The sequence below is a fragment of the Hyphomonas sp. genome (assembly GCF_036964145.1).
Classification (GTDB): domain Bacteria; phylum Pseudomonadota; class Alphaproteobacteria; order Caulobacterales; family Hyphomonadaceae; genus Hyphomonas.
Map to the genome: position 1 here is coordinate 438,440 of NZ_JBALUC010000001.1, position 23,361 is coordinate 461,800.

A 23,361-nucleotide genomic window follows, 5' to 3' on the forward strand; every position below is an offset into this window, starting at 1 on the left:
CAGGGTTAAAGCGGCCTTAGCGTGGCAGACACTGCGCCTTTTCCCGGCAAAATGACAAAAATATTAGATTCAGCCTGTTGCCATGTTAAGACTACGTTTGTAGTCATTCGTCACGATCAAAATTACGCTCGGTGGTGAGACGCCGATTTATTCCAGACATCTGCGGGGAGGATACGCAGCGTGATCCCTTTGACACGGCTGGCCGTCAGTGCCTGCCTCGGCCTGGCCACATCGCAACTCGCCCTTTTTGCTGCCGCGGACATGGCGCCGGAAACCACACCGGGCGCCACCATTTTCACGAAGGATGATTTCAACCAGTATGCCCCGCGAACGGCGCTGGAGATGGTCTCGCGCATTCCGGGCTTTTCGATTCAGGGCGACGATGATGGCTCACGCGGCTTCGGGCAGGCGAGCGGGAATGTCCTCATCAATGGCCAGCGCGTGTCCGGCAAGTCGAATGGGGCGACCGAGTCGCTGGACCGGATTTCCGCCTCCAGCATCGTCCGCATAGAACTGGTCGATGGCGCATCCTTCGAAATTCCCGGACTGTCGGGGCAGGTGGTCAATGTTGTCACGAACGGAGACGGCGCCGTCTCCGGGACATGGCGCTGGCGCGCCCGCTTCCGCGACAACCTTCCGCCCTTCTATAATGGCCTGAACCTCACCCTGTCCGGCGGGAAGGGGGATATCAGCTGGTCTTTCGAGGCCAAAAGTGACCCGGAGCGCGGCGCCTCGAATGGTCCGGAATTCGTAACCGATGGCGCTGGCGCCCTCATTCAGCGGCGTGAGGAGGATTTCACCCACGCGGCGGAATATGTCTCCGTGTCGGGATCGGTGGGTTGGGCACCGGCCTCCGGTGTGGTCGGCAATCTCAACGCCAAGACCACCCTCTATCAGCCTGACAACAAGGAAACGGCAAAACTGTTTCCGGTCGATGGCCCCGAAGGGCGGCGACTGTACCAGGGCGCGGAAGATGAAGTCTTCGTCGAACTTGGCGGGGATTATGAATTCGCTCTTGGGCCGGGGCGATTGAAGGCCATCGGTCTCCTTCGACGTGAGGACAGTCCCATTGTGGACCGCCTCTTCCAGAGCAATCTGGATGGGAGCGACCAGTTCGGCAGCGTGTTCGAGCGTGATATTGAAGAAGGCGAATACATTCTCCGGACGGAATATTCACTTGGTCTCGACTCCGGTGCCGACTGGCAAGTCGCGCTGGAGGGCGCGTTCAACTATCTGGACCAGCAATCTTCTCTTGCCAGTTCCGAAGGCGGCGGTCCGTTGGAACCGCAGACCTTGCCGAACGCGAATTCGCGAGTTGAAGAACAGCGGGGAGAAGTGTCCGTGACGCATGGTCGGCGGCTTTCTCCCACCGTGACCGCGCAAGTTTCCCTAGGCGCCGAAATCTCGGAACTTTCCCAGTCGGGCGACGCGTCCAATGTGCGGACCTTCACCCGCCCCAAGGGCTTTGCCAGCCTGTCCTGGCAGGTCGATCCGTCATTGAAGCTCGTCACACGTCTTGAGCGGGAAGTGGGGCAGCTGGACTTTTTCGATTTCGTCTCATCGGTCAATCTGAGTGCCGGGAACGGCGAAAATGGTAATCCCGACATAGTGCCGGAGCAGAGCTGGCGGCTGAGCGCCCAGGCCGAAAAGAATTATGGCGGCTGGGGCGCCGCAACGCTCGAAGTCTTCTATTCCGATATCGAGGACATTGTTGACCGTGTCCCCATCGGCACGGGCGACGGTCCCGGAAATCTCGACTCGGCCTGGCGCCTTGGCGCGGAATGGGATGCGACGGTGAAATTCGACAAAATCGGTTTTGCCGGCGCGGAATTGTCGTTTGAGGGTGAGTATTACGAGTCGGATGTGACCGACCCGCTCACCGGGGAGGTGAGGCCGATCAATGACAGTTCGAAATACTGGATGCTCACCGAAATGCGCCAGGATATTCCGAGAACGGATTGGGCCTGGGGTGTCGGGTTCGAGCGCTGGGAACGCAATCCGTATTATCGCCTGTCCGAGACAGGGCAGGAAGGGGCGCGCCCCGGATTTGGGTTCGCCTATATCGAGCACAAGGACATCTGGGGCATGACCGGACAGGCGACATTCGGGAACTTTGCCAACCAGAATGACACATTCCGCCGACAGTTGTACGACACCAATCGCCTCGGCAATATCGTGCGAGTGGAAGACCGCTCCCGCGATTTCGGTCCGATCTTCACGATCCAGCTGGAAGGGACGTTCTAGGCGCGCCTTCGGTCAGGGCAGGGGCTGCTGGATGCGTCCGATACGGCGCACTTCCCAGCGCAGCTCCACGCCTTGCGACTCCCGCACCTGTGCTCGGACCAGTTCGCCCAGCGCTTCGAGGTCTGCTGCCGTGGCGTCGCCGGTATTGATCAGGAAATTGCAGTGCTTTGGCGAAACCTGCGCGCCGCCAACCTTCAGGCCCCGGCAGCCCGCGGCGTCGATCAGTTTCCATGCGGAGCGCTGGTCCGGCGTGCCGGGAGGGTCAGGATTCGCAAACGTCGAGCCGGACGTCTTGTCCTTGATGGGCTGAGTCTCTGCGCGGCGGGCCTGCAGAGCCTCAATCTCGGCGAGAATGGTTTCTGGCGCGCCGGTACCGCTGCCTTCGAGGGTCAGCTTGGTGACGATGAGGTCTTCAGGCAAATCGCTGTGCCGGTAGGAGAAGTGCGCTTCCGGCAGATTGCCGGGACGTCCGGGGCCGCGATAGGCGACATGCGTGCCATCGCGCAAATAGCCTTCAAGGCCGATCAGTACGTCTCGCAATTCCTGACCATAGCAGCCGGCATTGGTGCGCGTGGCCCCGCCAAGAGAGCCCGGAATGCCGGACAGGAATTCGAGCCCGGTAATGCCGTTGCGGGCTGCGGCCTTGGCGACGGCTAGATCCAGGGCGCCCGGTCGGGCAGATAGCGTGATGCCGTCCTCTGTCTCGACTGCGCCCCAATATTTTCCCATCAGGCGGATCACGACGCCTTCGATGCCGCCATCGCGCACGATCACATTCGAGCCAACGCCGAGCACGGTCACGGGAATGGCCGGATCGAGCGTCTTCAGGAAGCCGGCAAGGTCTGCTTCGTCTTCGGGCAGGAACAGCCAGTCGGCCGGTCCGCCCACCCGAAACCAGGTATAGGGCGCGAGGTTTGCGTCCTTGAGCAGCTTGCCGCGAACAGGGGGAAGTGTCGTCATCATAGGGCCTAGGCGTTCGGGCACTTCCCCCTCCATGTCAAGCAGCGGGCGCGGAGGTCCGCTCGCCGTACCAGTCAATGTTGCGGGTCATGTATGGTCAGCGCAATGCTGGCCAATGAGGCAGCCAGCACGGTCATGGTCGCGGCGATCAGGAAGGTAGGGACAAGACCGGTCCGAGCACGGATTGCGGGCCCCCGACCATTTCGCTGACGTCGGCCAGGGCGCGATCCGCGCCCATGCGGCGGTCCTGGACCACGGAATGAATGAACAGGGCGGGAATGGCCATCAGAAGAGCAAGCCTGCAGACGAGCAGCAATTTCAGGCCGACGGACCGTTGCGGCACGAGGCTCGCGAACGGCGATTGAGGTTGAGAATCGGTCATGTTGGGGTCTCCAAAAAATGATTGGAGACACGATTTATGACCCGGTGCGCGCGGCAGCCGTGGGGCGCAGCCGGGGCCAGCCCAAGGTTACATTGCGGTCATCTTGTGACGGGGTTACCGGTTCGGGGAGTCGTCCTGATCCAGCTCATCGGAAATCTCGTCGGCTGCATCAGACACTTCATTTGCAAATTCGGATGTTTCCTCCGGCAGATCTTCAAGGGTGGCGTCCATGCGTGCGCCAGCGCCTTCGAAGGAGCCTTCCTGCAGATAGTACCAGCCCAGCGTGATCACGAAGACGACGCAGATAAAGGCGAGAATAGCGGTGAGCGTGCGGCCCATGATGAGTCTCCTTGAGAGTATTCATCAGGGTGAACGCGGCGTTTACCGTCGGGTTCCGATTTCGCGGGTCAGGCCTTCTGCGTGGTCAGAGCGCCGTGGCAATGCTTGTACTTCTTGCCGGAGCCGCACGGGCAGGGGGAGTTGCGGGGCGTGCTGGCCCAGCTTTCCTCTGCCTGATGCAGGGCAGGTCCGGGCGGCGGCGTGTCATCGCTCGACATTTCATTATGGCCCGTGTCCGGATCAAGATGTGTCTCGCGCATTTGCGGCGCCGGAGCAGACGCGGGAGCTTGCGGCACAGGGCGGCGTTGTTGCTCTTGTTGCTTTTCTTCCGGAGCCTGAACCCGGATATGCATCAGCGAGCGCGTCACCGTTGCGCGCAGCTCATTCAGCAGATTGTAGAACAGGTTGAAGGCTTCTTCCTTGAACTCGTTCAGAGGGTCGCGCTGGCCGTAGGAGCGCAGATGGATCACGGACCGCAACTGGTCGATCATCTGGAGGTGTTCACGCCAGCGCATGTCGAGAACCTGAAGCAGGATCTGCTTCTCGATGCGTTGCATCTGTTCGAGGCCGACTTGCTCCGTGATCGCCTCATAGACCTTGGCGATTCCATCGTGGACGCGCTCGGCGACTTCCTGATTGGCAACGCCTTCTTCGGAGGCCCAATCCTTCACAGGCATGTCGACTGCAAAATCACTGCGCAGGGCTTCAGCGAGCCCGTCCATGTCCCACTGCTCGGCATAGGCTTTTTCGGGCATGGTCCGCGCGATCAGGCTGTTGATCACGTCTTCGCGCATATCGAGGATCGTGTCGGAGACATTCGCGGCGCGCATGAAGTCCATGCGCTGCTCGAAAATGGCCTTACGCTGATCATTGATCACGTCATCATATTTGAGGACGTTCTTCCGGATCTCGAAATTGCGCTGTTCAATCTTCTTCTGCGACGTTTCCATCGCCTTGTTCATCCAGGGATGAGTGATGCCCTCATCTTCCTTGATGCCCAGGCGGCGCATGACATTGTCCATCCGTTCGGCGGCAAAGATGCGCATGAGGTCGTCTTCGATGGAAATGTAGAATTTCGACTTGCCCGGATCGCCCTGGCGTCCCGTTCGGCCGCGCAGCTGGTTGTCGATCCGCCGGCTTTCATGGCGCTCCGTGCCCAGAACGTACAGGCCGCCTGCGTCGAGGGCCCGCTTTTTCTTGACCTCGATATCGGCCTTGATCTGGCTGGTCAGCAGCGACAATTCGCTTTCGGTCAGTTCCCGGCCGAGCTTGGCTTCCTGTTCGGCTTTCTCATGTTCGACGCGCATGTCGAAATTGCCACCCAGCTGGATATCGGTACCCCGGCCAGCCATGTTGGTGGCAACCGTGATCGCGCCCGGCACGCCGGCATTGGCCACGATCTGGGCTTCCTGTTCGTGATGACGTGCATTCAGCACCTTGTGCGGAATTTTTGCGGTCGTGAGCAGGTTTGACAGGACTTCGGACTTCTCGATGGAAGCCGTGCCAAGCAGGACCGGCTGGCCCTTCGCATGGCACTCGCGCACATCCTTGACGATCTCGGCATATTTCGCGCTGGCGGTACGATAGACAACGTCGTCTTCATCAATCCGCTGGATCGGCTTGTTCGTCGGCAGGTCGATGACACCGAGATTGTAGATGTCAGCAAATTCGTCGGCCTCGGTAAGGGCCGTTCCGGTCATGCCGGCCAGCTTGGTGTAGAGGCGGAAATAGTTCTGGAAGGTGATCGAGGCCAGCGTCTGGTTTTCCGGCTTGATGTCGACCCTTTCCTTGGCCTCAATGGCCTGGTGCAGGCCTTCCGACAGGCGGCGGCCTTCCATCATGCGACCCGTGAATTCGTCGATCAGCATGACCTGACCGTCCTTCACGATGTAATCCTTGTCGCGGGCATACAGCTTGTGCGCGCGTAGCGCCTGATTGGCATGGTGGACGATGGAGATGTTCGCCGGCTCCCACATGGAGCCTTCCAGCGTGCCCGACTCTGTCAGCCACTCTTCGATCTTCTCAGTACCGGTTTCGGTATAGGTGACCGAGCGCTGCTTCTCGTCGAGTTCGTAATCCTCGTCCGTCAGGCGCGGCATCAGCGCGTCGAGCGCCATGTAGAGTTCTGACCGGTCATCGGTCGGGCCGGAAATGATCAGCGGCGTGCGCGCTTCATCGATCAGGATGGAGTCCACCTCGTCGACGATGGCGAAATGGTGCTCGCGCTGGGCCATCTGGTCCAGCGAGTATTTCATGTTGTCGCGCAGGTAATCGAAGCCGAACTCATTGTTCGTGCCGTAGGTGATGTCAGAGGCGTAGGCCTTGCGGCGCTCCGCGTCGGAGATGCCATGCACGATGATGCCGGTCGTCATGCCGAGGAAGCCATAGACCTGGCTCATCCACTCGGCGTCACGCTTGGCGAGATAGTCGTTCACGGTGATGACGTGGACGCCCTTGCCCTCAAGCGCGTTCAGGTAGACGGCCAGGGTTGCGACCAGCGTCTTGCCTTCCCCCGTGCGCATCTCGGCGATATTGCCGGAGTGCAGCACCATGCCGCCCATCAACTGGACGTCGAAATGCCGCATGCCGAGCGACCGGCGCGCCCCTTCGCGGACAACCGCAAAGGCTTCTTCGAGCAGGCTGTCGAGGGTGGCGCCATCAGCGAGGCGTTTGCGGAACTCTTCGGTCTTGCCCTTCAGGGCTTCGTCCGACAGGGCCTCCATCATTGGCTCAAGGGCGTTGATCCGGTTGACGCGCGCGCGAAGCGGCTTCAGCTTGCGATCATTGACTGAACCGAAAATCTTGCGGGCAACAGAAAGCATATCAGGTAGCACCAATTGATCTGGGGCGACAAAACTCTAATCCTGACAGCGGAACCGGCAGAATAATTGTGGGTTCTCCCACAGCGCACTCGCTGGCTGAAACCCCTCGACCAGCGTTCGGGTCAGACTTAAGAACGCCGCATTGGGGTGTCAATGCAGAGCCCTCAGCCTAAAGGAGACTTTACCGTGCTGCTTCTGAAGCCCTTTTCCCGCGCTTTGCCTGCACTGCTCGCCGCTTCCACCCTGTTACTGGTCCCCGCCTGTAACCGCCCGGTCGAGGAAGAACCCGTCATTCAGGTCGAGGCTGCGGCCGCAGTGACCGTCAATGGCGATCCGATCTATGTCAGCGAAGTCGAGCTGGAAGCCGTTGCGCGCGGCCTGATTTCGCCTGGTGACACGTTCGGCCCCGGCGATGAAAACTACGATCTCGTCCTGGACCAGCTTATCGACCAGAAATTGATGGCGCAGGAGGCGCTGAACCGCCGGCTCGACAAGGGCGCGGCCGCCGAGCGCCGACTGGAAGTCGCCCGCGAACGCATTCTCGGTAATTTGCTGGTCGAAAGCCTGGTCGCCTCCGAGGTCAATGAGGACAGCATTGAGGCCATGTACAAGGAACAGGTCGCCCTGCAGCAGGAAGATGATGAAGTCGCAATCGCGCACATCCTCGTGGAAACCGAGGCAGAGGCCCGCGACCTTCACCAAAGGATTCAGGACGGCGCCACGTTTGAAAGCCTCGTCGTCTCCAACTCCCTCGATACGACGACGCGCATGGAGAATGGCGACCTCGGCTATGTCGCGCCGAACAATATGGCTGACCCGTTCCCGGTCGTAATTGCCAATACCGGGGTGGGGGAGGTTTCCGACCCCTTCCTGTCGGCCGATGGCTGGCACCTCCTGAAGGTGAAGGACCGCCGGACCAGCCCGCCAAAGACCCGCGCCGAGATGCGGCCCGAGATCGTCACCTTCCTGACGCTCAACCAGGTCAGCAAGATCCTGCGACGCCTGCGCACCGAAGCGCAGATCGAAAAGGGCCAGAAAACGACGAATATTGTTCCGGATTCTGCACTTTCGCTTGAAAGCGAGGGCGATCTCCTCAAAGAGCAGCCCGCATCTGATGAACAAGGACGTGAACTTTGAAATTGACCCCTTCTCCCTTCGCCCCGGCTCGCTTTCCAGACCTGCCGGTCGTCAAGGGCGTGCGCGCGGCAACCGGCTCGCGCGGATTCTATGCGGCGCGCGGCCTGACGCGCGACGACGTGTTCCTGTTTGTCTTCGGCGAAGGCACGCATTGCGCAGGCGTCTACACAGTCTCCCGGACCGCTTCGGCCGATGTGCTCTGGTGCCGCGAAGCCCTGGAGGCTGGCGGCGGCACGGCGCGGGCCCTGATCGCGAATTCCGGGAATTCGAATGCCTTTACAGGGCCGAAGGGCGTTTTGAAGAATGAGGCGACCCTGAAAGCGCTGACCGAAACGCTGGGCGTGGACAAGGCAACCTGCTTCCTCGCCGCGACAGGCGTGATCGGCGAGCCCTTGCCCGACCCGAACTATGTCGGCGCCTTCGTGCCGGACCTTGCCGACAAGCTCTCCGAGCCGGATTGGGAAGCGGCCGCGCGCGCCTTCATGACCACCGACACCTTCCCGAAGGGGGCGGGGTTCGGAATCGAAATAGACGGAACTGAAGTGAATTTCGCCGGCATCGCCAAGGGATCCGGCATGATCGCCCCGAACATGGCGACCATGCTGTCCTACGTTTTCACGGATGCGGCGATCGCGCCGGACCTGCTTCAGGACCTGCTGGAAGACATCGTGGACGAGACGTTCAACAGCATCACGGTCGACGGTGATACGTCCACGTCTGACACGCTGATGGTATTCGCAACCGGGGCGAGCGGCATGGTGCCAATCACAGCGGCAGACGATCCGCGCCTTGATGCGTTCGCGACGGCGCTGCACACGCTCTGCCTCGACCTGGCGCAGCTCATCGTCAAGGATGGGGAAGGGGCCAGCAAGTTTGTGACGGTCACCGTGAAGGGCGCCGTCTCGCGGCTCTCTGCCAAGATCATGGCCTGCGAGATCGCCAATTCGCCCCTCATCAAGACCGCAATGGCGGCCGGGGATGCGAATTGGGGCCGGGTGGTGATGGCCGTCGGCAAGTCGCTGGAGCCGATCCAGATGGATGAACTCTCGATCTGGTTCGATGATGTGCTGGTGGCCAAAAATGGGGCGCGGGCACCGGATTATTCCGAAGCCGCTGCCAGCGCCGTGTTCGCCCAGCCGGAATTCACGATTTGCGTCGATGCCGGGGTGGGCGACCAGTCCCACACCGTCTGGACCTGTGATCTCACGCATGGCTATGTCGACATTAACGGGGCCTACCGTACATGACAGGCCGGGTGGTCCTGGTGGTTGCGGCAGCGCTCTATGATGCGGAAGGCCGTATCCTCCTGGCCCAGCGCCCTGCCGGAAAGCCGATGGCGGGCCTCTGGGAGTTTCCGGGCGGCAAGGTTGAGAGCAGCGAGACGCCGGAGCGAGCCCTGGTGCGGGAATTACACGAAGAGCTATCCATCATGGTGGATGAGACGTCTCTGAAACCGATCACTTTTGCCAGTCATGCTTATCCTGATTTTCACCTTTTAATGCCACTTTATGCAACGGAGAGTTGGGAGGGCGAGCTTGCGCCCAGGGAAGGGCAAGCCCTGGCCTGGGTCAGATCATCGGACCTTCATCTCTATCCGGCGCCTGCGGCAGACATTCCCCTGTTTGACGTGCTTTCGGGTAAATAGACACACTCGGAGCGATATGATGGCCTCGAACATGATTTTCAGCCGCTTTCTGCGGGACGATGCAGGCGCCACAGCCGTGGAATACGGGCTTTTGGTGGGTCTGATCGCGGTCGCCATCATGGGCGGTCTGGTGGCTGTCGCCACATCCATCAACACCACGTTCACGACCGTCGAGACGGAGATGTCCTGAGGGCCCATTGGGTTCAATTCAGGAAGATTCGTGATTTCGCACGGCATCGGCCAGGCTGACCTTGGCGCTGCCGGGTTTTAGCGGCTTGGGCTGGGAGTCCGACGGGCTCCAGCCGGACAAATGCACCACTTCAAATGTTGCGCGCACGCGTCCATCGGGATCGCTGAAGGTCTCGGTGTAAATTTCCATCGCGCGCAGCAGCACACGGCGCGGCAAGGGCCGCGTCATGCCGGCTGCGAAGGCCGCGCGCTCGCCCATCCCCTTCAAATCGCTCAGTAACGCCATCGGAGTGGCATACCGCACCACGACCTGGTCCCGGTCCACCACCGGCAGGGCAAATCCCGCCCGTTGCATCAGGCTCGCCATGTCGCGCAGGCCGGGCAGGGGAGAGACACGCGCCGCGACGCCTCCGGTCAATTCCGTTTCCGCTTCCATCAGGCTGGCGCGCAACTCACTCAGCGTGCCCGCACCAAACAGGGCGCCCAGGAACAGACCATCGGGCTTCAGCGCCTGACGGATCTGCACCAGCGCGCCGGGCAGGTCATTGACCCAATGAAGCGACAGCGCCGAGACGATCAGGTCCAGGCTGGCCGGCGCGAACGGCAAATGTTCCTCATCCAGCACTTGGGCCTGCAGTCCGGTAGCCCGGCTGAGCGCGACCATGCCTTGGGACAGGTCGCCCGCTTCGATGGTCCCGACCTTGCCGCTGGCCTGAACCTGTCTGGCGAGCTGGCCGTCATGGGTGCCGAGATCGAAGGCGCGGTCAAAGGAATGGGAGGTATCCGCCAGCCGGTCGGCGATATCGCTCGACACGCGCGCTTTCAGGAAGTCATATTCGCTGAAATTCGCCGCGGCCCGGCTGCGATTGCGGGCCACACGTTCGCGGTCGAACAGGCGAGGGGGCGCAGCATTGGGGGGGACCGGGGAAGGCATGAGCAGCGATATGGACCACCGGGCCCGCATGGCAAAGGGTCTATTGCGCGCGACGGCTGAATTTCTCTGGCCCCAACGCTCCCTCGTCAGTGGCCAGCGCGGCGCCGGCAAGGGGCCGCTCTCGCCGTCCGAATTTGCCGCCATCGGCTTCCTGTCCGATCCTGTCTGCGAAAGCTGTGGCCGGCCAATGGAGCTGGATCTGGGGCCAGGGGCGCAATGCGCGCCCTGTATTGCCCGCCCGCCGCGTTGGGACCGGGCGCGCGCTGCCCTCGTCTATGAGGCCGCCAGCCGCCGCATCGTGCTTGACCTGAAACGGTCCGGCCGCCGGGACGGGCTGCATGTCATGACCGGCTGGATGCACCGGGCGGGGGCGCAACTGGTCGCCGAAGCCGATGTGATCGTGCCCGTGCCGCTACACTATACGCGCCTTGTCAGCCGGGGCTTCAACCAGTCGGCCTGGCTGGCGCAGGGAATTGCCCGCCGCGCCGGCCTGTCCTGCCGCGTCGATGTACTGAAACGCCGCCGCCGCACACCCACCCAGGGCGGTCTCAGCGCGAAGGCCCGCCGGCGCAATGTCGCGGGGGCTTTCAAAGTCTCCGACCGCGCTGCAACCCATGTCTGCGACAAGCGTATCCTGCTGGTGGATGATGTCCTGACAACCGGCGCGACCCTGTCGGCCTGCACGCGGGCCCTGAAACAGGCGGGAGCGCGACAAGTCGACGTGCTGGTGCTTGCGCGCGTTGTGCGGGAAACGGATGTCACCATATAAAACCGGAAGAAACTATTCAGGAGCCCCTCAATGGCTGATGTCACAATCTATACGCGCCAGTTCTGTCCCTACTGCACGCGCGCTGTCTCCCTGCTGAAATCCAAGAATGTCAATTTCAATGAAATCGACGCCGGAATGGATGTGCAGAAAAAGGCCGAAATGGTCGAACGGTCTGGGGGCGGACGCACGTTCCCGCAGATCTTCATCGGCGAAAAACATGTCGGCGGCTGCGACGACATGATGGCTCTGGAACAGTCCGGCGAACTGGATTCGCTGCTCGGCGCCTGATGTAGGATTGCCATGATCCGGTATGCGCTGATCTGCTCTGATTGCGACCATGACTTCGAGGCATGGTTTGCCTCCTCTGCGGCGTTTGACGACCAGTCGGGCCGGGGCCTCGTCAGCTGCGCGATGTGCAGCGGCGTAAACGTGGCCAAGCAGATCATGGCGCCATCGGTACGCACGTCGGAAAACCGCAAGTCCGAACCGGATGAGGCGGCCAGGGTGCGCGAATTCATGGCGAAGGCGCGCGATCACGTTGCGAAAAATTTCGATTATGTCGGCGACAGTTTCGCGGATGAGGCGCGCTCGATGTATTATGGCGAGACCGAGGACCGGCCCATCTGGGGAGAAACCACAGCTGAAGAGTCCGAGGCCCTGCGCGAAGAAGGCGTGCCCGCCGCGCCGCTGCCGCGCGCTCTGACGCCGCCTCTGCCCAAGTCGGACAAGCAACTAAACTGAACTGGAGCGCTTTGACGCGCTTGACCCTGCTTCGCCCTCATATATTACGCAAGTCACAAGGTTTTTGACGGGGAGTGCCCTAAATGGCTGCCAGTGAATATCATCGTGGAGACATGGACATCAGCGCCCAGAAGGCGACGTGGGATGGTTTCATGGTGGGAAGCATCTGGGGCAGCCTGCTGATCATCCTCACCGTCGGCTATGCCACGCTGGCGGTTGCCATCGGCATGAACTGGATGATTGCCCTCGGCCTGATGGCGGTGTTCGGCATTGTCTCCGGCCTGGTCATGAATCTCGGCGGACGCTGGATGGCGACCGTGGTGCTGATGGTGGTGCTGGCGCTGATCGTCCAGCTGTTCATCGCCCTGTTCGGCCTGGTCCTTTAAAACAGCTCAGACCGTAAGGTTTTCAGGCTCCTTGCAATCGGCACATGTGGCGATGGCAGGATCGGCCTTGAGGCGCGTCAGCGCGATACGGCTTTCACAATTCGTACAGAGGCCATAATTGCCAGCTTCCATGCGGGCGAGCGCGGATTCGATCCGGGCCAGCTGTTCAGCGTACTTTTTCAGGGGTCGGGATGTGCCTGCGATTCCGTACGGGCCTGCATCCTGGCTCAGGCGATCCGGTCCGGGGAGGGGAGGCATCGTCTTCATCTGAAGTGATGCTGCGACTCCTTTAAGGGCTTGGCAAGGCGTTTCAGGCGATTGAGTGTAATCCATATCGACAAACGTTAACGACCCGACGTTGAAAACGTAAAAGGACGCTGTGCCGATGCCCTCATCGCCCCTGATCATGACTTCTGTCACAAAGCGGTTTGGTGCCTTCACCGCCGTGGACTCCCTGTCCCTGGAGGTGCCGGACGGTCAGATCATCGGGTTCCTGGGCCCGAATGGCGCAGGCAAGTCGACCAGTTTGCGCATGGCCCTTGGCATCATGGAGCCGGATTCGGGCGAGGTGGAACTGTTTGGCGACAAGCCGAATGTCCGGGCGCTCCAGAAAGTCGGCTTCCTTCCGGAAGAACGCGGCCTCTACAAGAAGATGACCGCGCGCGACACGATCAGCCATTTTGCGCGCCTGAAGGGCCTGTCGGCCCAGGATGCCCGCGTCCGCGCCGACGAATTGCTCGGCGCGACGGGGCTTGAGGAATTCAGCCGCACTCGCATCTCGAAACTCTCCAAAGGCATGGCGCAAAAGGTTCAGATCCTCTCCACGCTGGCCCACCGGCCGGACTTCCTGATCCTCGACGAGCCCTTTTCCGGGCTTGATCCGGTCAATCAGCAGGCGCTTGAAGATCTGATCCGTACCGAACATGCGCGCGGCGCGACCATCCTGTTCTCCACCCATGTCATGGAACATGCCGAACGCCTCTGCGACCGCATCATCATGATGGCGCGTGGCCGTAAAGTGCTGGACGGCACGCTTCAGGAAGCCTTCGCCACGCTGGGGCAGGGGGCACGGATTTCGGTCGAAGCCGGGTTTGATCTGGCCGCCGTGCTGGCCCCGAAAGGCTTTGAAGCCATCCGGACCACGGACACCGGGCATGGCGAGACCTGGCGAATAGACCTGCCGCCCGGACGGGAGGCGCAGGACGCGCTACGCGCCGCGCTGGAGGCAGGCGCCCCCATCACCGGCTTTGCGCCGGAAGAGGCCCGCCTGCGCGACGTCTTCGTCTCGCTGGTCGGTGAGGCCGACGCTGCCGCCCTTGCGGCATCCCTTGCAGAAGACGAGGCCGCCTGATGCGCAACATTTTGCTGATCTTTCGCCGTGACTATCTTGGCTATGTAAAGGCGTGGGGCTTCTGGCTCAGCCTTGCCGCGGTGCCCCTGTTCATGATTATCGGCGCCGCGCTTGCCGGCTTTGCCGCGCAATCCTCACCGGTCCGCTATTTCGCTGTCGTCGAACCTGGCAGCATCTATGCCGACGCGATCGAAGCCGAATTCCAGAGACGGGAACAGGCAGACGCCGAGCGAACCAGCGAGATCGTCGAACAGCTCGACCTGCCCGCGATGGGCGAGGATGAAGCCCGCGCCGCCGCCGAAGGGGCCGGCGTCGCCAACCGGAAATTCATCGCCGTACCAGCGCCGGCAGAGACGATTGACGGCTTGCGACCCTATCTGCTCGGCGAAAAGACGGTCTCAGGTCCGCTGGGCGACAAGCCGCTCTTTGCGGCCCTGGTACTGGCCGAGGATGGCAGCGAACTCGAATATTGGAGCGATGACGTCAATGTCGACCAACTCCGCTACCTTGCCCAGGACGCCATGCTGCGCCTTGCCCGCCGCGACGCCCTGACAGAGGCCGGGCTGGACGAGGACTTCCTCCAGACCGTCGATGATGCCGCCTTCGCCGTCCCGGCACGCCGGATCCGCACGGTCGAGGAACAGGATGCGGCGGGGAATGAGGTCACAATGGCCGACCGCGCGCCGATGTTCGTCGCCGGCGGGCTTGCCTATTTCCTCTGGCTGATGGTGTTCTCGATCATCCAATACCTGTTGATGGGCACGATCGAGGAGCGCTCGAACAAGATTTTCGACACGCTGCTGACCTCGGTGAAGCTGCCGGAATTGCTGGCGGGCAAGCTGCTCGCCGTGTTCGCGGTCACCTCCACGATGATGCTGTCCTGGGGCCTGTTTGCCTTTGCCGGAGGCACGGTCGTCGCGACCCAGATTCCAGGCGTCGGCAACATCATCGAGCCCTTCGCGGCGGCGCTCGCCAATCCGGCCATCATCGTGCCGGGCCTGATCAGCTTCATTCTCGGCTATATCATGTATGGCATGATCTTCATGGCGCTCGGCTCGCTGTGCGACACGATCCAGGAAGCGCAGACCCTGCTCAGCCCGATGATGATCCTGTTGATGCTGCCCATGTTCGCGATCTTCATCGCCTTTCAGGATCCCGGATCGCCATTGGTCGACATCGCCTCATGGATTCCGTTCTTCACGCCTTTCCTGCTGATCCTGCGCATGCCGCATGACCCGCCGCTCTGGGAAGTGCTCGCCCAGATGGGCCTGATGGCGGCGTTCGCGCTGCTGATCCTGTGGCTGTCCACCAAGGTCTACCGCGCAGGCGCCGTCCACGGCGCCGGCATCGGCGACATGGGTGGCATGCTCAAGCGGATGGTCGGCCTGAAAGGGAAGGCGGCTTAGCTTCGGCCAGCGCTAATCCCGTCATGCGCGCCAAATGAAAAAGCCGGCTTGCAGGCGCGCGGCGCGCGAGGCCTGCTTACAGCAATTCGCGTTCAAGGCGGCGGATCACCCAGCGGGACCGTCCGTCCTCGTCCAGTTCTGACATGTCCATCGTGAAGCGGCAGCGCTGGCCGTCTGGGGTGGTGACGGTGAAGTCTCCGTCGCCGGCACCGGCCATCCTGTGACGTTTGTAGTGTGGACCATACAGGCGCGGAGGCAATTGGGTGCGGATGAAGGCCTCTATGTCTGACGCGCCTTCTATATCTCCGAATGGAGAGGCGGTGGACCAGACAGCCTCCGGATGGAACAATTGGGCGGCGGCCTCGCCATCGCGCCGGTCAACACAATCAAGAAAGCGCATCAGCAACGAACGTGCAGACCGTCGCCCGGCATATTCCGTATGCAGTAGATCGTGCGCTGCCTCGGAGTTGGGTCCCGTCAGTTCGGTTTCATACAGCTTTTGTACGTCCCGGTTTTCATGGGAGCGGCGGCGCGGCGCGTTTGCGTCCATGTCATAGATCGCCTGGGCGCGTTTTTTCAGGACATCCGGATCCATGGATTTCGGCTCGCCGCCGCCGCCGAGGCAGCCGCCTACGCAGGCCATGACTTCGACGGCCACATAGTCCGTTTGCCAGTCATCCGTCTCCAGCATGCGTTGGGCAGTGGCGATCCCGTTGCAGACGGCGACGGCGCCGATGCCCGGAACTGTTGCGGTTTTCACCCCCTGGTCCACACCGCGCAGCTGTTGCCATTCGAGCGGCAGGGCGTGTTCTCCGCCTTTGAAATGCGCGGCCGTGCGCACCATTGCTTCCATGACGCCGCCGGACGCGCCGAAGATCTGGGCCGCGCCCGTGCTTTCGCCCAGCGGACTGTCGAAGCGGCCATCCTCTTCCAGCGACCCGAACGCGATCCCGCGCGAGCGGATCATCCGCGCCAGCTCGCGGGTGGTCAGCACATGGTCCACATCGCCCGCCATGCCTGGCCGCAGGGCTTCATCTTTCTTGGCTGTGCAGGGCATGACGCTGACGACATAGGGCTCAATTTTTCCTGCGGCATAGTCCGGCCCGAGGGCACGGGCGAACTGGCCGCGCTTGGACAGGGCGCCGTGCATCTGCTGCGGGGATTTCGCGGTGCTGAGATGGGGCAGGAGGCCCGGCCGGTTCAACTCCAGCCAGTTCACCCATCCGGGGCAGCAGGAGGTGAAAATCGGTAGGTTGGTTCCGGTTTCAAGGCGGCCGAGGAGTTCGGTGCCTTCCTCCATGATGGTGAGGTCGGCGGTGAAATTCGTATCGAAGACATAGTCAAAGCCAAGCTGGCGCAGCGCATTGATCAGCCGGCCCGTGCTGACCGTGCCGGGCTTCATGCCGAATTCCTCGCTGATTGCGATGCGCGTGGCTGGCGCGATCTGCACGACCGAGACGCGCTTGCGGGAATCGAGCGTGTGCAGAACGTCGTGCCAATGGGGCGCCTCGATCAGGGCGCCGACCGGGCAGACCAGTGTGCACTGGCCGCAGGAGATGCAATTGGTCTCCGAAAGCGGCTTGTCGAATACGGTCACGGGGATGCGCTCATATCCGCGCTCGGCAAATCCGATCACGAATTGCTGCTGGCCTTCCTCGCCGCAGGCCTGGGCGCACAGGCCGCACTCGATACATTTTGACAGGTCCCGCCAGATACTGGGGGATGTGTGGTCGGTCGGAACATGTTCGGGATGGCCGGGCGACCCGGGCGGTATTTCCGGCCAGCGTTCCTCCCATTGGTTCTCTGCGACCAGTGTCTGCAGCCTGCAGTCGCCATTCACCTCGCAGCGCATGCAATCATTCGGATGGCGCGCCAGCAGCCATTCCGCATCACTCCGGCGAAAATCCTGCAAGGCCCGCGTGTTGGTTTCCACGACATCGCCGTCTTTTGCCGGCGTGCTGCAGGCCGGCTGCGGCTTGGGTGTCCCGGCCACTTCCACAAGACACATGCGGCAGACCGAACGCGGCGGCAGGCCGGGATAATGGCATAGCGTCGGCACATGGATGCCCGCCATGCGGGCCGCATCCAGCAGCGTGGCGCCCTCGTTCAGTTCGGCGCGCCGTCCATTGATCGTCAGCCTGATCATGTCGTGGCGTCCCTGGCTCTCCCTTGCCGCATGGGACCAAGTGTACGCGCACAGCGTCGGATACGCCACCGGGGCCGGAAACGCGCGCGCATCCGGTTTCGGCTAGGCTGAAAAAGAAAAAGCCCCGCCAGCGCGAACTGGCAGGGCTTTTATGGAAACCGGAGATCCGGAAGAGAGGTCTAGACCAGACCTTCGCGCTGGGCGCGCTTGCGAGCCAGCTTGCGAGCGCGGCGAACCGCTTCAGCGCGCTGACGGGCTTTCTTCTCGGATGGCTTTTCGAAGTACTGACGGGCCTTCATTTCCCGGAACAGGCCTTCGCGCTGCATTTTCTTCTTCAGCGCGCGCAGGGCTTGCTCGACATTGTTATCGCGGACGACGATCTGTACGATTGTTCTTCTCCATTCGTTAGGGGCGTCGCCCCGATTCATTTCGGTTGAGGCCTACAGACCTCGGAAGCGGGGCCTATATCACGGCTCTGGCCGATTGGCCAAGCCCTTAAAGCCATCAGGTTCAGTTATGACACAAACACCGTCTGAAGTCCTTAAGTTCCGCTGGTTGGACGCAATACTGCCGGATGTGCCCTTTGACGGCTGGACCGAGGTGGCGGCTGCCAAGGCTGCCGCGCGCGCCGGTCTGAGCGAAGGGGAGCAGGCGCTGGCCGCGCCAAATGGCGTGCCGGACCTGATAGATGCGTTCTTTGAGCGGGCAGGGCAGACGGCCCGCGAGTCGCTCGCCGCACAGGAGATTTCGGCCCTCAAGACACCCGCCCGCGTCAAAGCCGGTGTGCGGGCTTGGCTCGCCGCGCTGGAGCCGGACCGGGAAGCGGTGCGCCGCGCCGCCGTGCGGGGCCTGTTGCCCTGGGGCGCCGCGTCGGCTGTCCAGCGCACCTGGCGCGTTGCGGACATGGTCTGGGAAGAAGCGGGCGACACATCCGAGGATTACAACCGCTATTCCAAGCGCGGCCTGCTGGCGGCGGTAATCCCGCCCATCGTCATGTACTGGCTGGACCAGCCTTCGGACGAACAGCTCGATACCTATATCGACCGGCGGCTTAGCCTCGCCTCGGGCATCGGCCGGAATCTCGGCCGGATAGCCAAGCCATTGCTTGACGTATTGCCGGTCTCGCGGCCCAATAGGTCCACGAAGGCGTAGGTTAATTGTCAGGGAAGGATAAGGTGTCGGACAGAAGCTGAACAAACGCCCCAGGGGGCTGGGGGGGCTGATGGGTCCGGGGTGTCTGCTGAACACCTCCGTCCGACAATTAGAAGATGATTGTCGTCGGGGGCGGACGCAAGGCGTAAACATGGCAAAACTGCCCCAATTACCCCGGTTTTGCATTAAATTGCGGTTAGGCGAGCTTACCAACTCCCTTTTCGCGTCTCAGGAGAAACCAGAAAGGGAAAAATGGCTGAAACAACGCACCGGATAACGCCCCCGGAACCGCGAATCGCTTTTCACAAGACGGAACTCCAACCGATTCTCGACGTCTATGGCCGACTGGTCATGGCTGGCAAGGCAAGGGATTATGCCATCGGTATGCACAAGGACGTCGCGATCTTTGCCATTTTCCGACGACACGCCGAAAATCCTACCTGGCGCATCGAGAAACAACCCCACCTCCAGAACATGCAGGGCCAGTATGTGGTCTACGGACAGGCCGGTCAGGTGCTGCGCCGGGGCCGCGAACTGTCGCAAGTCTTGCGGGTCTTCGACCGCAGCCGCTTCCGCATCATTGAGTGAAATTCGACCGACCCGGTTAACCCGCTGTTAACTAAAAAAATCTTGCGGAACGTTCTGGAACATTATAGGAACATGCTCATCAGAACGGAGCATGAACATGGGTATCGACGTAAGATTTCGGGGACGGTCAGGCAAAGCCTGGGATTTCAAACGCGTTCCACTGGATGCGCCTTGGGCGCGCACGGCCGGCGTGGCATTGTTTGCCGCTCCGGACACATATGGATGGCGCATCATCCGCACGATCGAATTGTCGGGGAAACCAAACGACGTCCAGCCGATCTGGGCGCTGGCCGACGCCGAGCGCTATGGCGCCCGGGCCGTCTTCCTGGCCACCGAATTCGACGCGCGGACGCGTCGCCTGATCGTGGATGATATCGAGGCCGGCTTCAGCCCGGTCTGCGTAACGGATCGCAGCCGGGCCGATGAGGCGCCGATCGCGGCCTGACCTATTCTTCGTGGCCCGGCCTGTTCAGGGCAGCCTGTGCTTCGGCTGTCTCGGCCAGCCGGGTCAGCTGCACGAATTCCGCGCGATAGCCGAATGCATCCGGGCCCTTGGCGCCATTCGCCAGATTCCGGATGTCCTCCCAGCCGAATTCGGCGCTGAGGGCTTCGCCGCCTTTCAGCATTTCGCCATAACCGGCGACCGCCGTGGCAAAGCGGGCCCATTGCGGCGCCGCGGCCACGCTGGCCACGCGGTCGGCCTGCGTTACCGGCCGCTCCAGCAGCACGGACTCCTCCGCGCCGGGGGCCTTGTAGCGCAGCTTCACAAACGCATACTCGCCGGAGGGGTCGCTGGCCGACGTATCCGTGTCGCCATAGCGCAGCGGATCAATCTGCGTCGCGCTTGAGCCCACCGGCGTGATCTCATAGATCGCGGTGACGCTCGTGCCGGCGCCAATGTCGCCCGCATCGACCTTGTCATTGTTGAAGTCTTCCCGGTCGAGCAGGCGGGTCTCGTAGCCGATCAGGCGGTACTCGGCGACACGCGCCGGGTTGAACTCCACCTGGATCTTCACATCATCCGCAATCGGGAAGATGTTGCCGGACAGGTCATCCGCCAGAATCTTGCGCGCTTCGCTCAGCGTATCGACATAGGCTGCCGTGCCGTTCCCGGTCTGGGCAATCTTCTGCATCATCGCATCATTGTAATTGCCGCGCCCAAAGCCGAGCACGGAGAGATAGATGCCGGTCTCGCGCTTGCGGGAGACGAAATCCTCCAGCTGTTCCGGATCGGAAATCCCGACATTGAAGTCGCCATCGGTCAGCAGCATGACGCGGTTGACGGCATCTTCCTTCAGGCCCTGTTCGGCCAGCGAATAGGCAAGACGCAGGCCTTCGCCGCCTGCCGTCGAGCCGCCCGCCTGAAGCGCTTCGAGCGCCGCAACGATCTTGCGCTTGTCGCTGACGGGTGTGGGCTCCAGGATTTCCCCGGCGGCGCCCGCATAGACGACAATCGCGATCGTGTCCGTCGGCTCCATCTCTTCCAGCATCAGCTTGATGGCTTTCTTGGCCAGCGGCAGCTTGTCGTCGGAGAACATGGATCCCGACACATCCATCAGCAGGGTGAGATTGATCGGCGGGCGGGCGTCGCGGTCAATGTCGCGGCCCTGAATGCCGATCTGCATCAGCTCGCGTCCCTCGGCAAAGGGCGACGGCATGACATTTACCTGGGTCGAGAAGGGGGCCTCGCCTTCGGCGGGCTGGGGATAGGTATAGTCGAAATAATTGATCAGTTCCTCGATGCGCACCGCATCCTTGGGCGGCAGCACGCCATCCTCAAGAAACCGGCGGACATTGGCATAAGAGGCCGTGTCGACATCAATGGAGAAGGTCGAGACCGGCTCCTCGCTAACCAGTTTGACCGGGTTCGGATCAACATCCTCATACTGGTCGCGGAATTCGGGGGCAGGGGCGACCATGACCGGGGCCGGGGCGCCCGCCATCATCCCATACTTGGCGCGGGATTCCATTGCTGCGACGGGCGGTGGGGGAGCAGGGGGCGGTGGGGGCGGCGCGGACGCATCCTGCTGGCTTCCCGTGACAGTAATCGGCTGCAATTCCGCGTCGTCCGCCTGACCCGTCTCACTCGTTTCACAAGCTGTCAGTATTGCGGCGGCTGCCACTCCAGCCAGAATTAATCCTCGCATGCGCATGATCGTCCCTCCTCATTGCGTCCTTGGAATGACAGAATGGTAAGGCGCACATGGCGTCAATAAGGCAAAGCCCGGATAGTTTGTGGCAAGCCGCCTAGTCGGACAGGTCCACTTTGGAGATGTACCAGCGCTCCACATCCTGTTCGAGCAGGGAGAGCGGGCGCGGCCCGCCGCTCAGCACCACATCGTGGAATTCGGTCAGGTCGAACTCCGGGCCGAGCACGCGCTGGGACCGGTCGCGCAGATCCAGAATTCTCTGCGCGCCGACCCAATAGGCAGCCGCCTGTCCCGGCCAGACGGCATAGCGGTCCACTTCCTGCGCCATGGCGTCGGCGGACTGGCCGGTCGTCTCGACGAGATAGTCGATGGCCTGCTGGCGGGTCCAGTGATAGCGGTGCATGCCCGTATCGGCGACCAGCCGTGCGGCGCGGAACAGCATGGATTGCAGGAAGCCGATGCGACCGACCGGATCCTCCGTATACAGGCCCAGATCGTGGGCGAGCACTTCGCCATACACGGCCCAGCCCTCGCCATAGGCGACATTCCAGACCATCTGGCGGATCAGCGGCAGATTGGCGGTCTCCGCCGTCAGCGCGCTTTCGAGGTGATGCCCCGGAATGGTCTCATGGAAGACTAGGGTCGTCAGCGTGAAATCCGGCCAGTCGTTCATGTCCCCGAGATTGATCTCGAACTGCGCCGGAGCGGACCCGTTGGCAGGCGCGGCGCTGTAATAGGCTGACGGCGCGGAGGATTGCAGGAAGTCCGGCACGGCGCGGATGGTGACGCCGGTGCGTGGCATGGCGGGCATGACATCGGCGATGACCGTTTCGGCACGGACCATGTGTGCCCGCATGCGCGCCAGCAGGGCCTCGCGGCCTTCCGGCGTATCCTCGTAGAGCTGGCCTTCCCTAGCGGTCAGCGCGGCGAGCCGTTCGGCCAGCGTGCCTTCCAGTAATTCCTGTTGTTCCAACGCAGACATCAACTCATCGGTCAGCTGCTTCACCTCGGCAAGCCCCTGCGCATGCAGGGCTTCGGCAGTGATGCCCGCATCCGTGTATGCGGTGAGCGCCGCGTCATAATAGGCGTCGCCCTCTGGCAGCTGCCAGACGCCGGGCTCGTCCGGTGCATCGGCTTTGAGCGCGTCCAGCGCCGCGGCGAAGGCGGCATAGGCAGGCAGGACCTCATCCCGGACCAGCGCTTCCACCTGGCGGGCAAGCTCTGTTTCTTCTTCCAGATTGAGACCGTCCACGCCGGTGACGAGGTTGTTGAACGTGGTGACCAGCAAATGATCTTCCGCCGGGCCGGCTCCGATCGTCTCGGCCAGCGCCTGCATACGCGCCAGGATGAAGACCGGCGGTACGATCCCCGCCCGTGCGTCGGCCAGAAGGCGGCGGCGCTCATCCTGCAGGGCACCGGGCAGTTGCGCGAGGCGGGTGACATAATCCTTGGCATCCTGGGCGGTGCTGAAGGGGTGCGCACCAGTCAGCAGGTCCGGCACATCGATATAGGCGCCGCGCATATGGTCGGCGACATACGGGTAGGAATAGCCGAGCCCGGTCTGGCCATGCCCGGCCACAAACAGGGATTCGGCGGTCTCATAGGCCTGGATAACCGTGTCGAGATGGCGCGCCTGATGGCCGCCTTCCACCGGACGGGGGGCGGCGAGCAGGGCTTCGAGGATTTCGAGCCGTTTCACGCGGGACCGCTCATAGGCCGCCTGCGAGCGGTCGGTGAGATAGGCGTTGAAATCATAGCCGGTGGCGTCCTCCGACAGGCCTAGCCGGGTCGCCAGTTCCGGATTGTCCGCGAGTTCGTTGGAGGCAATCGAGTCCAGCAATTCATCGACTTGGCGCGCAATCCGGCGGGGTGTGCCCGCATCGTCCACCGCCGGGGCACAGGCGGCCGCGAGCGAGAAGATTGCCAGCCCCGTCAGGGCATCCTTCAGGGCAAGTCGGATCGGGGCTGAAACACGCAGATTCATGAGAGAATTATGACCTTTTCCTGACTGTACTTCTCC

General features: G+C 62.1%; 24 protein-coding genes. 14 read left to right on the forward strand and 10 right to left on the reverse strand.

Features of this window, described 5'->3' with window-relative positions; all coding sequences use genetic code 11:
- Positions 1-180 precede the first annotated feature (180 nt).
- Complete coding sequence (locus tag V7660_RS02210) at positions 181-2,244, forward strand: TonB-dependent receptor plug domain-containing protein (RefSeq protein ID WP_335601488.1); 2,064 nt, start codon at positions 181-183, stop codon at positions 2,242-2,244.
- A gap of 12 nt (positions 2,245-2,256) precedes the next feature.
- Here the strand turns inward: V7660_RS02210 and murB are convergent, their stop codons facing one another.
- The 4 genes from murB to secA form a co-directional block, all read right to left on the reverse strand.
- Positions 2,257-3,204: a UDP-N-acetylmuramate dehydrogenase gene (gene murB / locus V7660_RS02215; RefSeq protein ID WP_335601489.1), complete on the reverse strand. Its 948-nt coding sequence runs from the start codon at positions 3,202-3,204 to the stop codon at positions 2,257-2,259.
- 148 nt (positions 3,205-3,352) lie between these two features.
- Positions 3,353-3,586: an inner membrane CreD family protein gene (locus V7660_RS02220; RefSeq protein ID WP_335601490.1), complete on the reverse strand. Its 234-nt coding sequence runs from the start codon at positions 3,584-3,586 to the stop codon at positions 3,353-3,355.
- A gap of 114 nt (positions 3,587-3,700) precedes the next feature.
- Positions 3,701-3,925 carry a hypothetical protein gene (locus tag V7660_RS02225; protein ID WP_335601491.1) on the reverse strand — a complete coding sequence of 75 codons (225 nt, stop codon included), beginning with the start codon at positions 3,923-3,925 and terminating at the stop codon, positions 3,701-3,703.
- Between the two features lie 68 nt (positions 3,926-3,993).
- Complete coding sequence (gene secA / locus V7660_RS02230; protein ID WP_335601492.1) at positions 3,994-6,747, reverse strand: preprotein translocase subunit SecA; 2,754 nt, start codon at positions 6,745-6,747, stop codon at positions 3,994-3,996.
- A 186-nt stretch (positions 6,748-6,933) separates the two neighbouring features.
- On the opposite strand from secA, the gene V7660_RS02235 reads away from it, so the two are divergent.
- From V7660_RS02235 to V7660_RS02250, 4 genes are read left to right on the forward strand one after another with little or no spacing between them, the layout of a single operon-like run.
- Complete coding sequence (locus tag V7660_RS02235) at positions 6,934-7,884, forward strand: peptidylprolyl isomerase (RefSeq protein ID WP_335601493.1); 951 nt, start codon at positions 6,934-6,936, stop codon at positions 7,882-7,884.
- Positions 7,881-9,131, forward strand: a complete 1,251-nt coding sequence (argJ, locus tag V7660_RS02240) for a bifunctional glutamate N-acetyltransferase/amino-acid acetyltransferase ArgJ (RefSeq protein ID WP_335601494.1) — start codon at positions 7,881-7,883, stop codon at positions 9,129-9,131. The genes V7660_RS02235 and argJ overlap by 4 nt, the downstream gene beginning before the upstream one ends.
- On the forward strand, positions 9,128-9,529 hold the full coding sequence (locus tag V7660_RS02245; RefSeq protein WP_335601495.1) for a (deoxy)nucleoside triphosphate pyrophosphohydrolase: 402 nt from the start codon (positions 9,128-9,130) through the stop codon (positions 9,527-9,529). Before argJ ends, V7660_RS02245 begins: the two co-directional genes overlap by 4 nt.
- A gap of 31 nt (positions 9,530-9,560) precedes the next feature.
- Positions 9,561-9,719: a Flp family type IVb pilin gene (locus V7660_RS02250; RefSeq protein WP_335601496.1), complete on the forward strand. Its 159-nt coding sequence runs from the start codon at positions 9,561-9,563 to the stop codon at positions 9,717-9,719.
- A gap of 18 nt (positions 9,720-9,737) precedes the next feature.
- Here the strand turns inward: V7660_RS02250 and V7660_RS02255 are convergent, their stop codons facing one another.
- Positions 9,738-10,652 carry a methyltransferase domain-containing protein gene (locus V7660_RS02255; RefSeq protein WP_335601497.1) on the reverse strand — a complete coding sequence of 305 codons (915 nt, stop codon included), beginning with the start codon at positions 10,650-10,652 and terminating at the stop codon, positions 9,738-9,740.
- Between V7660_RS02255 and V7660_RS02260 the strand changes: the two genes are divergently transcribed.
- From V7660_RS02260 to V7660_RS02275, 4 genes are all read left to right on the forward strand, one after another.
- Positions 10,651-11,421, forward strand: a complete 771-nt coding sequence (locus V7660_RS02260; protein WP_335601498.1) for a ComF family protein — start codon at positions 10,651-10,653, stop codon at positions 11,419-11,421. The two genes, V7660_RS02255 and V7660_RS02260, sit on opposite strands and share 2 nt — an antisense overlap.
- Positions 11,422-11,451: 30 nt before the next feature.
- The gene (gene grxC / locus V7660_RS02265; protein WP_335601499.1) at positions 11,452-11,709 is read left to right on the forward strand and encodes a glutaredoxin 3; all 258 of its coding nucleotides are present in this window, start codon (positions 11,452-11,454) and stop codon (positions 11,707-11,709) included.
- Between the two features lie 12 nt (positions 11,710-11,721).
- Positions 11,722-12,162, forward strand: coding sequence for a DUF1178 family protein (locus tag V7660_RS02270; RefSeq protein WP_335601500.1), 441 nt, complete (start codon positions 11,722-11,724; stop codon positions 12,160-12,162).
- An 83-nt stretch (positions 12,163-12,245) separates the two neighbouring features.
- The gene (locus V7660_RS02275) at positions 12,246-12,548 is read left to right on the forward strand and encodes an aa3-type cytochrome c oxidase subunit IV (RefSeq protein WP_335601501.1); all 303 of its coding nucleotides are present in this window, start codon (positions 12,246-12,248) and stop codon (positions 12,546-12,548) included.
- A gap of 6 nt (positions 12,549-12,554) precedes the next feature.
- On the opposite strand, the gene V7660_RS02280 is transcribed toward V7660_RS02275, so the two are convergent.
- Positions 12,555-12,815, reverse strand: a complete 261-nt coding sequence (locus V7660_RS02280) for a TraR/DksA family transcriptional regulator (RefSeq protein ID WP_335601502.1) — start codon at positions 12,813-12,815, stop codon at positions 12,555-12,557.
- Between the two features lie 118 nt (positions 12,816-12,933).
- Here V7660_RS02280 and V7660_RS02285 point away from each other — a divergent pair, with 118 nt between their 5' ends.
- Together V7660_RS02285 and V7660_RS02290 are read left to right on the forward strand one after the other, a co-directional pair.
- Positions 12,934-13,899 carry an ABC transporter ATP-binding protein gene (locus V7660_RS02285; RefSeq protein WP_335601503.1) on the forward strand — a complete coding sequence of 322 codons (966 nt, stop codon included), beginning with the start codon at positions 12,934-12,936 and terminating at the stop codon, positions 13,897-13,899.
- Positions 13,899-15,305 (forward strand): ABC transporter permease, encoded by a 1,407-nt coding sequence (locus tag V7660_RS02290; protein WP_335601504.1) that lies wholly within the window; start codon positions 13,899-13,901, stop codon positions 15,303-15,305. The genes V7660_RS02285 and V7660_RS02290 overlap by 1 nt, the downstream gene beginning before the upstream one ends.
- Before the next feature lie 76 nt (positions 15,306-15,381).
- Here the strand turns inward: V7660_RS02290 and V7660_RS02295 are convergent, their stop codons facing one another.
- Together V7660_RS02295 and rpsU are read right to left on the reverse strand one after the other, a co-directional pair.
- Positions 15,382-17,451 carry a [FeFe] hydrogenase, group A gene (locus tag V7660_RS02295; RefSeq protein WP_335601505.1) on the reverse strand — a complete coding sequence of 690 codons (2,070 nt, stop codon included), beginning with the start codon at positions 17,449-17,451 and terminating at the stop codon, positions 15,382-15,384.
- 179 nt (positions 17,452-17,630) lie between these two features.
- On the reverse strand, positions 17,631-17,879 hold the full coding sequence (gene rpsU, locus V7660_RS02300) for a 30S ribosomal protein S21 (protein WP_335601506.1): 249 nt from the start codon (positions 17,877-17,879) through the stop codon (positions 17,631-17,633).
- 88 nt (positions 17,880-17,967) lie between these two features.
- Here rpsU and V7660_RS02305 point away from each other — a divergent pair, with 88 nt between their 5' ends.
- The 3 genes from V7660_RS02305 (at position 17,968) to V7660_RS02315 (ending at position 19,636) form a co-directional block, all read left to right on the forward strand.
- Complete coding sequence (locus tag V7660_RS02305; RefSeq protein ID WP_335601507.1) at positions 17,968-18,603, forward strand: COQ9 family protein; 636 nt, start codon at positions 17,968-17,970, stop codon at positions 18,601-18,603.
- Positions 18,604-18,855: 252 nt separating this feature from the next.
- Positions 18,856-19,191, forward strand: a complete 336-nt coding sequence (locus V7660_RS02310) for a DUF2794 domain-containing protein (RefSeq protein ID WP_335601508.1) — start codon at positions 18,856-18,858, stop codon at positions 19,189-19,191.
- 97 nt (positions 19,192-19,288) lie between these two features.
- Complete coding sequence (locus tag V7660_RS02315; protein WP_335601509.1) at positions 19,289-19,636, forward strand: hypothetical protein; 348 nt, start codon at positions 19,289-19,291, stop codon at positions 19,634-19,636.
- Position 19,637: 1 nt separating this feature from the next.
- Here V7660_RS02315 and V7660_RS02320 read toward each other — a convergent pair whose 3' ends face one another.
- Both V7660_RS02320 and V7660_RS02325 read right to left on the reverse strand, forming a co-directional pair.
- Positions 19,638-21,338, reverse strand: a complete 1,701-nt coding sequence (locus V7660_RS02320; RefSeq protein ID WP_335601510.1) for a vWA domain-containing protein — start codon at positions 21,336-21,338, stop codon at positions 19,638-19,640.
- Positions 21,339-21,438: 100 nt separating this feature from the next.
- Positions 21,439-23,325 carry a DUF885 domain-containing protein gene (locus tag V7660_RS02325; protein WP_335601511.1) on the reverse strand — a complete coding sequence of 629 codons (1,887 nt, stop codon included), beginning with the start codon at positions 23,323-23,325 and terminating at the stop codon, positions 21,439-21,441.
- Between the last annotated feature and the right edge of the window lie 36 nt (positions 23,326-23,361).

Coding starts and splice junctions, on each gene's coding strand:
- murB (WP_335601489.1), bottom strand. CDS start 3,204: ATGACGACACTTCCCCCTGTTCGCGGCAAGCTGCTCAAGGACGCAAAC.
- V7660_RS02220 (WP_335601490.1), bottom strand. CDS start 3,586: ATGACCGATTCTCAACCTCAATCGCCGTTCGCGAGCCTCGTGCCGCAA.
- V7660_RS02225 (WP_335601491.1), bottom strand. CDS start 3,925: ATGGGCCGCACGCTCACCGCTATTCTCGCCTTTATCTGCGTCGTCTTC.
- secA (WP_335601492.1), bottom strand. CDS start 6,747: ATGCTTTCTGTTGCCCGCAAGATTTTCGGTTCAGTCAATGATCGCAAG.
- V7660_RS02245 (WP_335601495.1), top strand. CDS start 9,128: ATGACAGGCCGGGTGGTCCTGGTGGTTGCGGCAGCGCTCTATGATGCG.
- V7660_RS02250 (WP_335601496.1), top strand. CDS start 9,561: ATGATTTTCAGCCGCTTTCTGCGGGACGATGCAGGCGCCACAGCCGTG.
- V7660_RS02260 (WP_335601498.1), top strand. CDS start 10,651: ATGAGCAGCGATATGGACCACCGGGCCCGCATGGCAAAGGGTCTATTG.
- V7660_RS02255 (WP_335601497.1), bottom strand. CDS start 10,652: ATGCCTTCCCCGGTCCCCCCCAATGCTGCGCCCCCTCGCCTGTTCGAC.
- grxC (WP_335601499.1), top strand. CDS start 11,452: ATGGCTGATGTCACAATCTATACGCGCCAGTTCTGTCCCTACTGCACG.
- V7660_RS02270 (WP_335601500.1), top strand. CDS start 11,722: ATGATCCGGTATGCGCTGATCTGCTCTGATTGCGACCATGACTTCGAG.
- V7660_RS02275 (WP_335601501.1), top strand. CDS start 12,246: ATGGCTGCCAGTGAATATCATCGTGGAGACATGGACATCAGCGCCCAG.
- V7660_RS02280 (WP_335601502.1), bottom strand. CDS start 12,815: ATGAAGACGATGCCTCCCCTCCCCGGACCGGATCGCCTGAGCCAGGAT.
- V7660_RS02285 (WP_335601503.1), top strand. CDS start 12,934: ATGCCCTCATCGCCCCTGATCATGACTTCTGTCACAAAGCGGTTTGGT.
- V7660_RS02290 (WP_335601504.1), top strand. CDS start 13,899: ATGCGCAACATTTTGCTGATCTTTCGCCGTGACTATCTTGGCTATGTA.
- V7660_RS02295 (WP_335601505.1), bottom strand. CDS start 17,451: ATGATCAGGCTGACGATCAATGGACGGCGCGCCGAACTGAACGAGGGC.
- rpsU (WP_335601506.1), bottom strand. CDS start 17,879: ATGAATCGGGGCGACGCCCCTAACGAATGGAGAAGAACAATCGTACAG.
- V7660_RS02305 (WP_335601507.1), top strand. CDS start 17,968: ATGACACAAACACCGTCTGAAGTCCTTAAGTTCCGCTGGTTGGACGCA.
- V7660_RS02310 (WP_335601508.1), top strand. CDS start 18,856: ATGGCTGAAACAACGCACCGGATAACGCCCCCGGAACCGCGAATCGCT.
- V7660_RS02315 (WP_335601509.1), top strand. CDS start 19,289: ATGGGTATCGACGTAAGATTTCGGGGACGGTCAGGCAAAGCCTGGGAT.
- V7660_RS02320 (WP_335601510.1), bottom strand. CDS start 21,338: ATGCGAGGATTAATTCTGGCTGGAGTGGCAGCCGCCGCAATACTGACA.
- V7660_RS02325 (WP_335601511.1), bottom strand. CDS start 23,325: ATGAATCTGCGTGTTTCAGCCCCGATCCGACTTGCCCTGAAGGATGCC.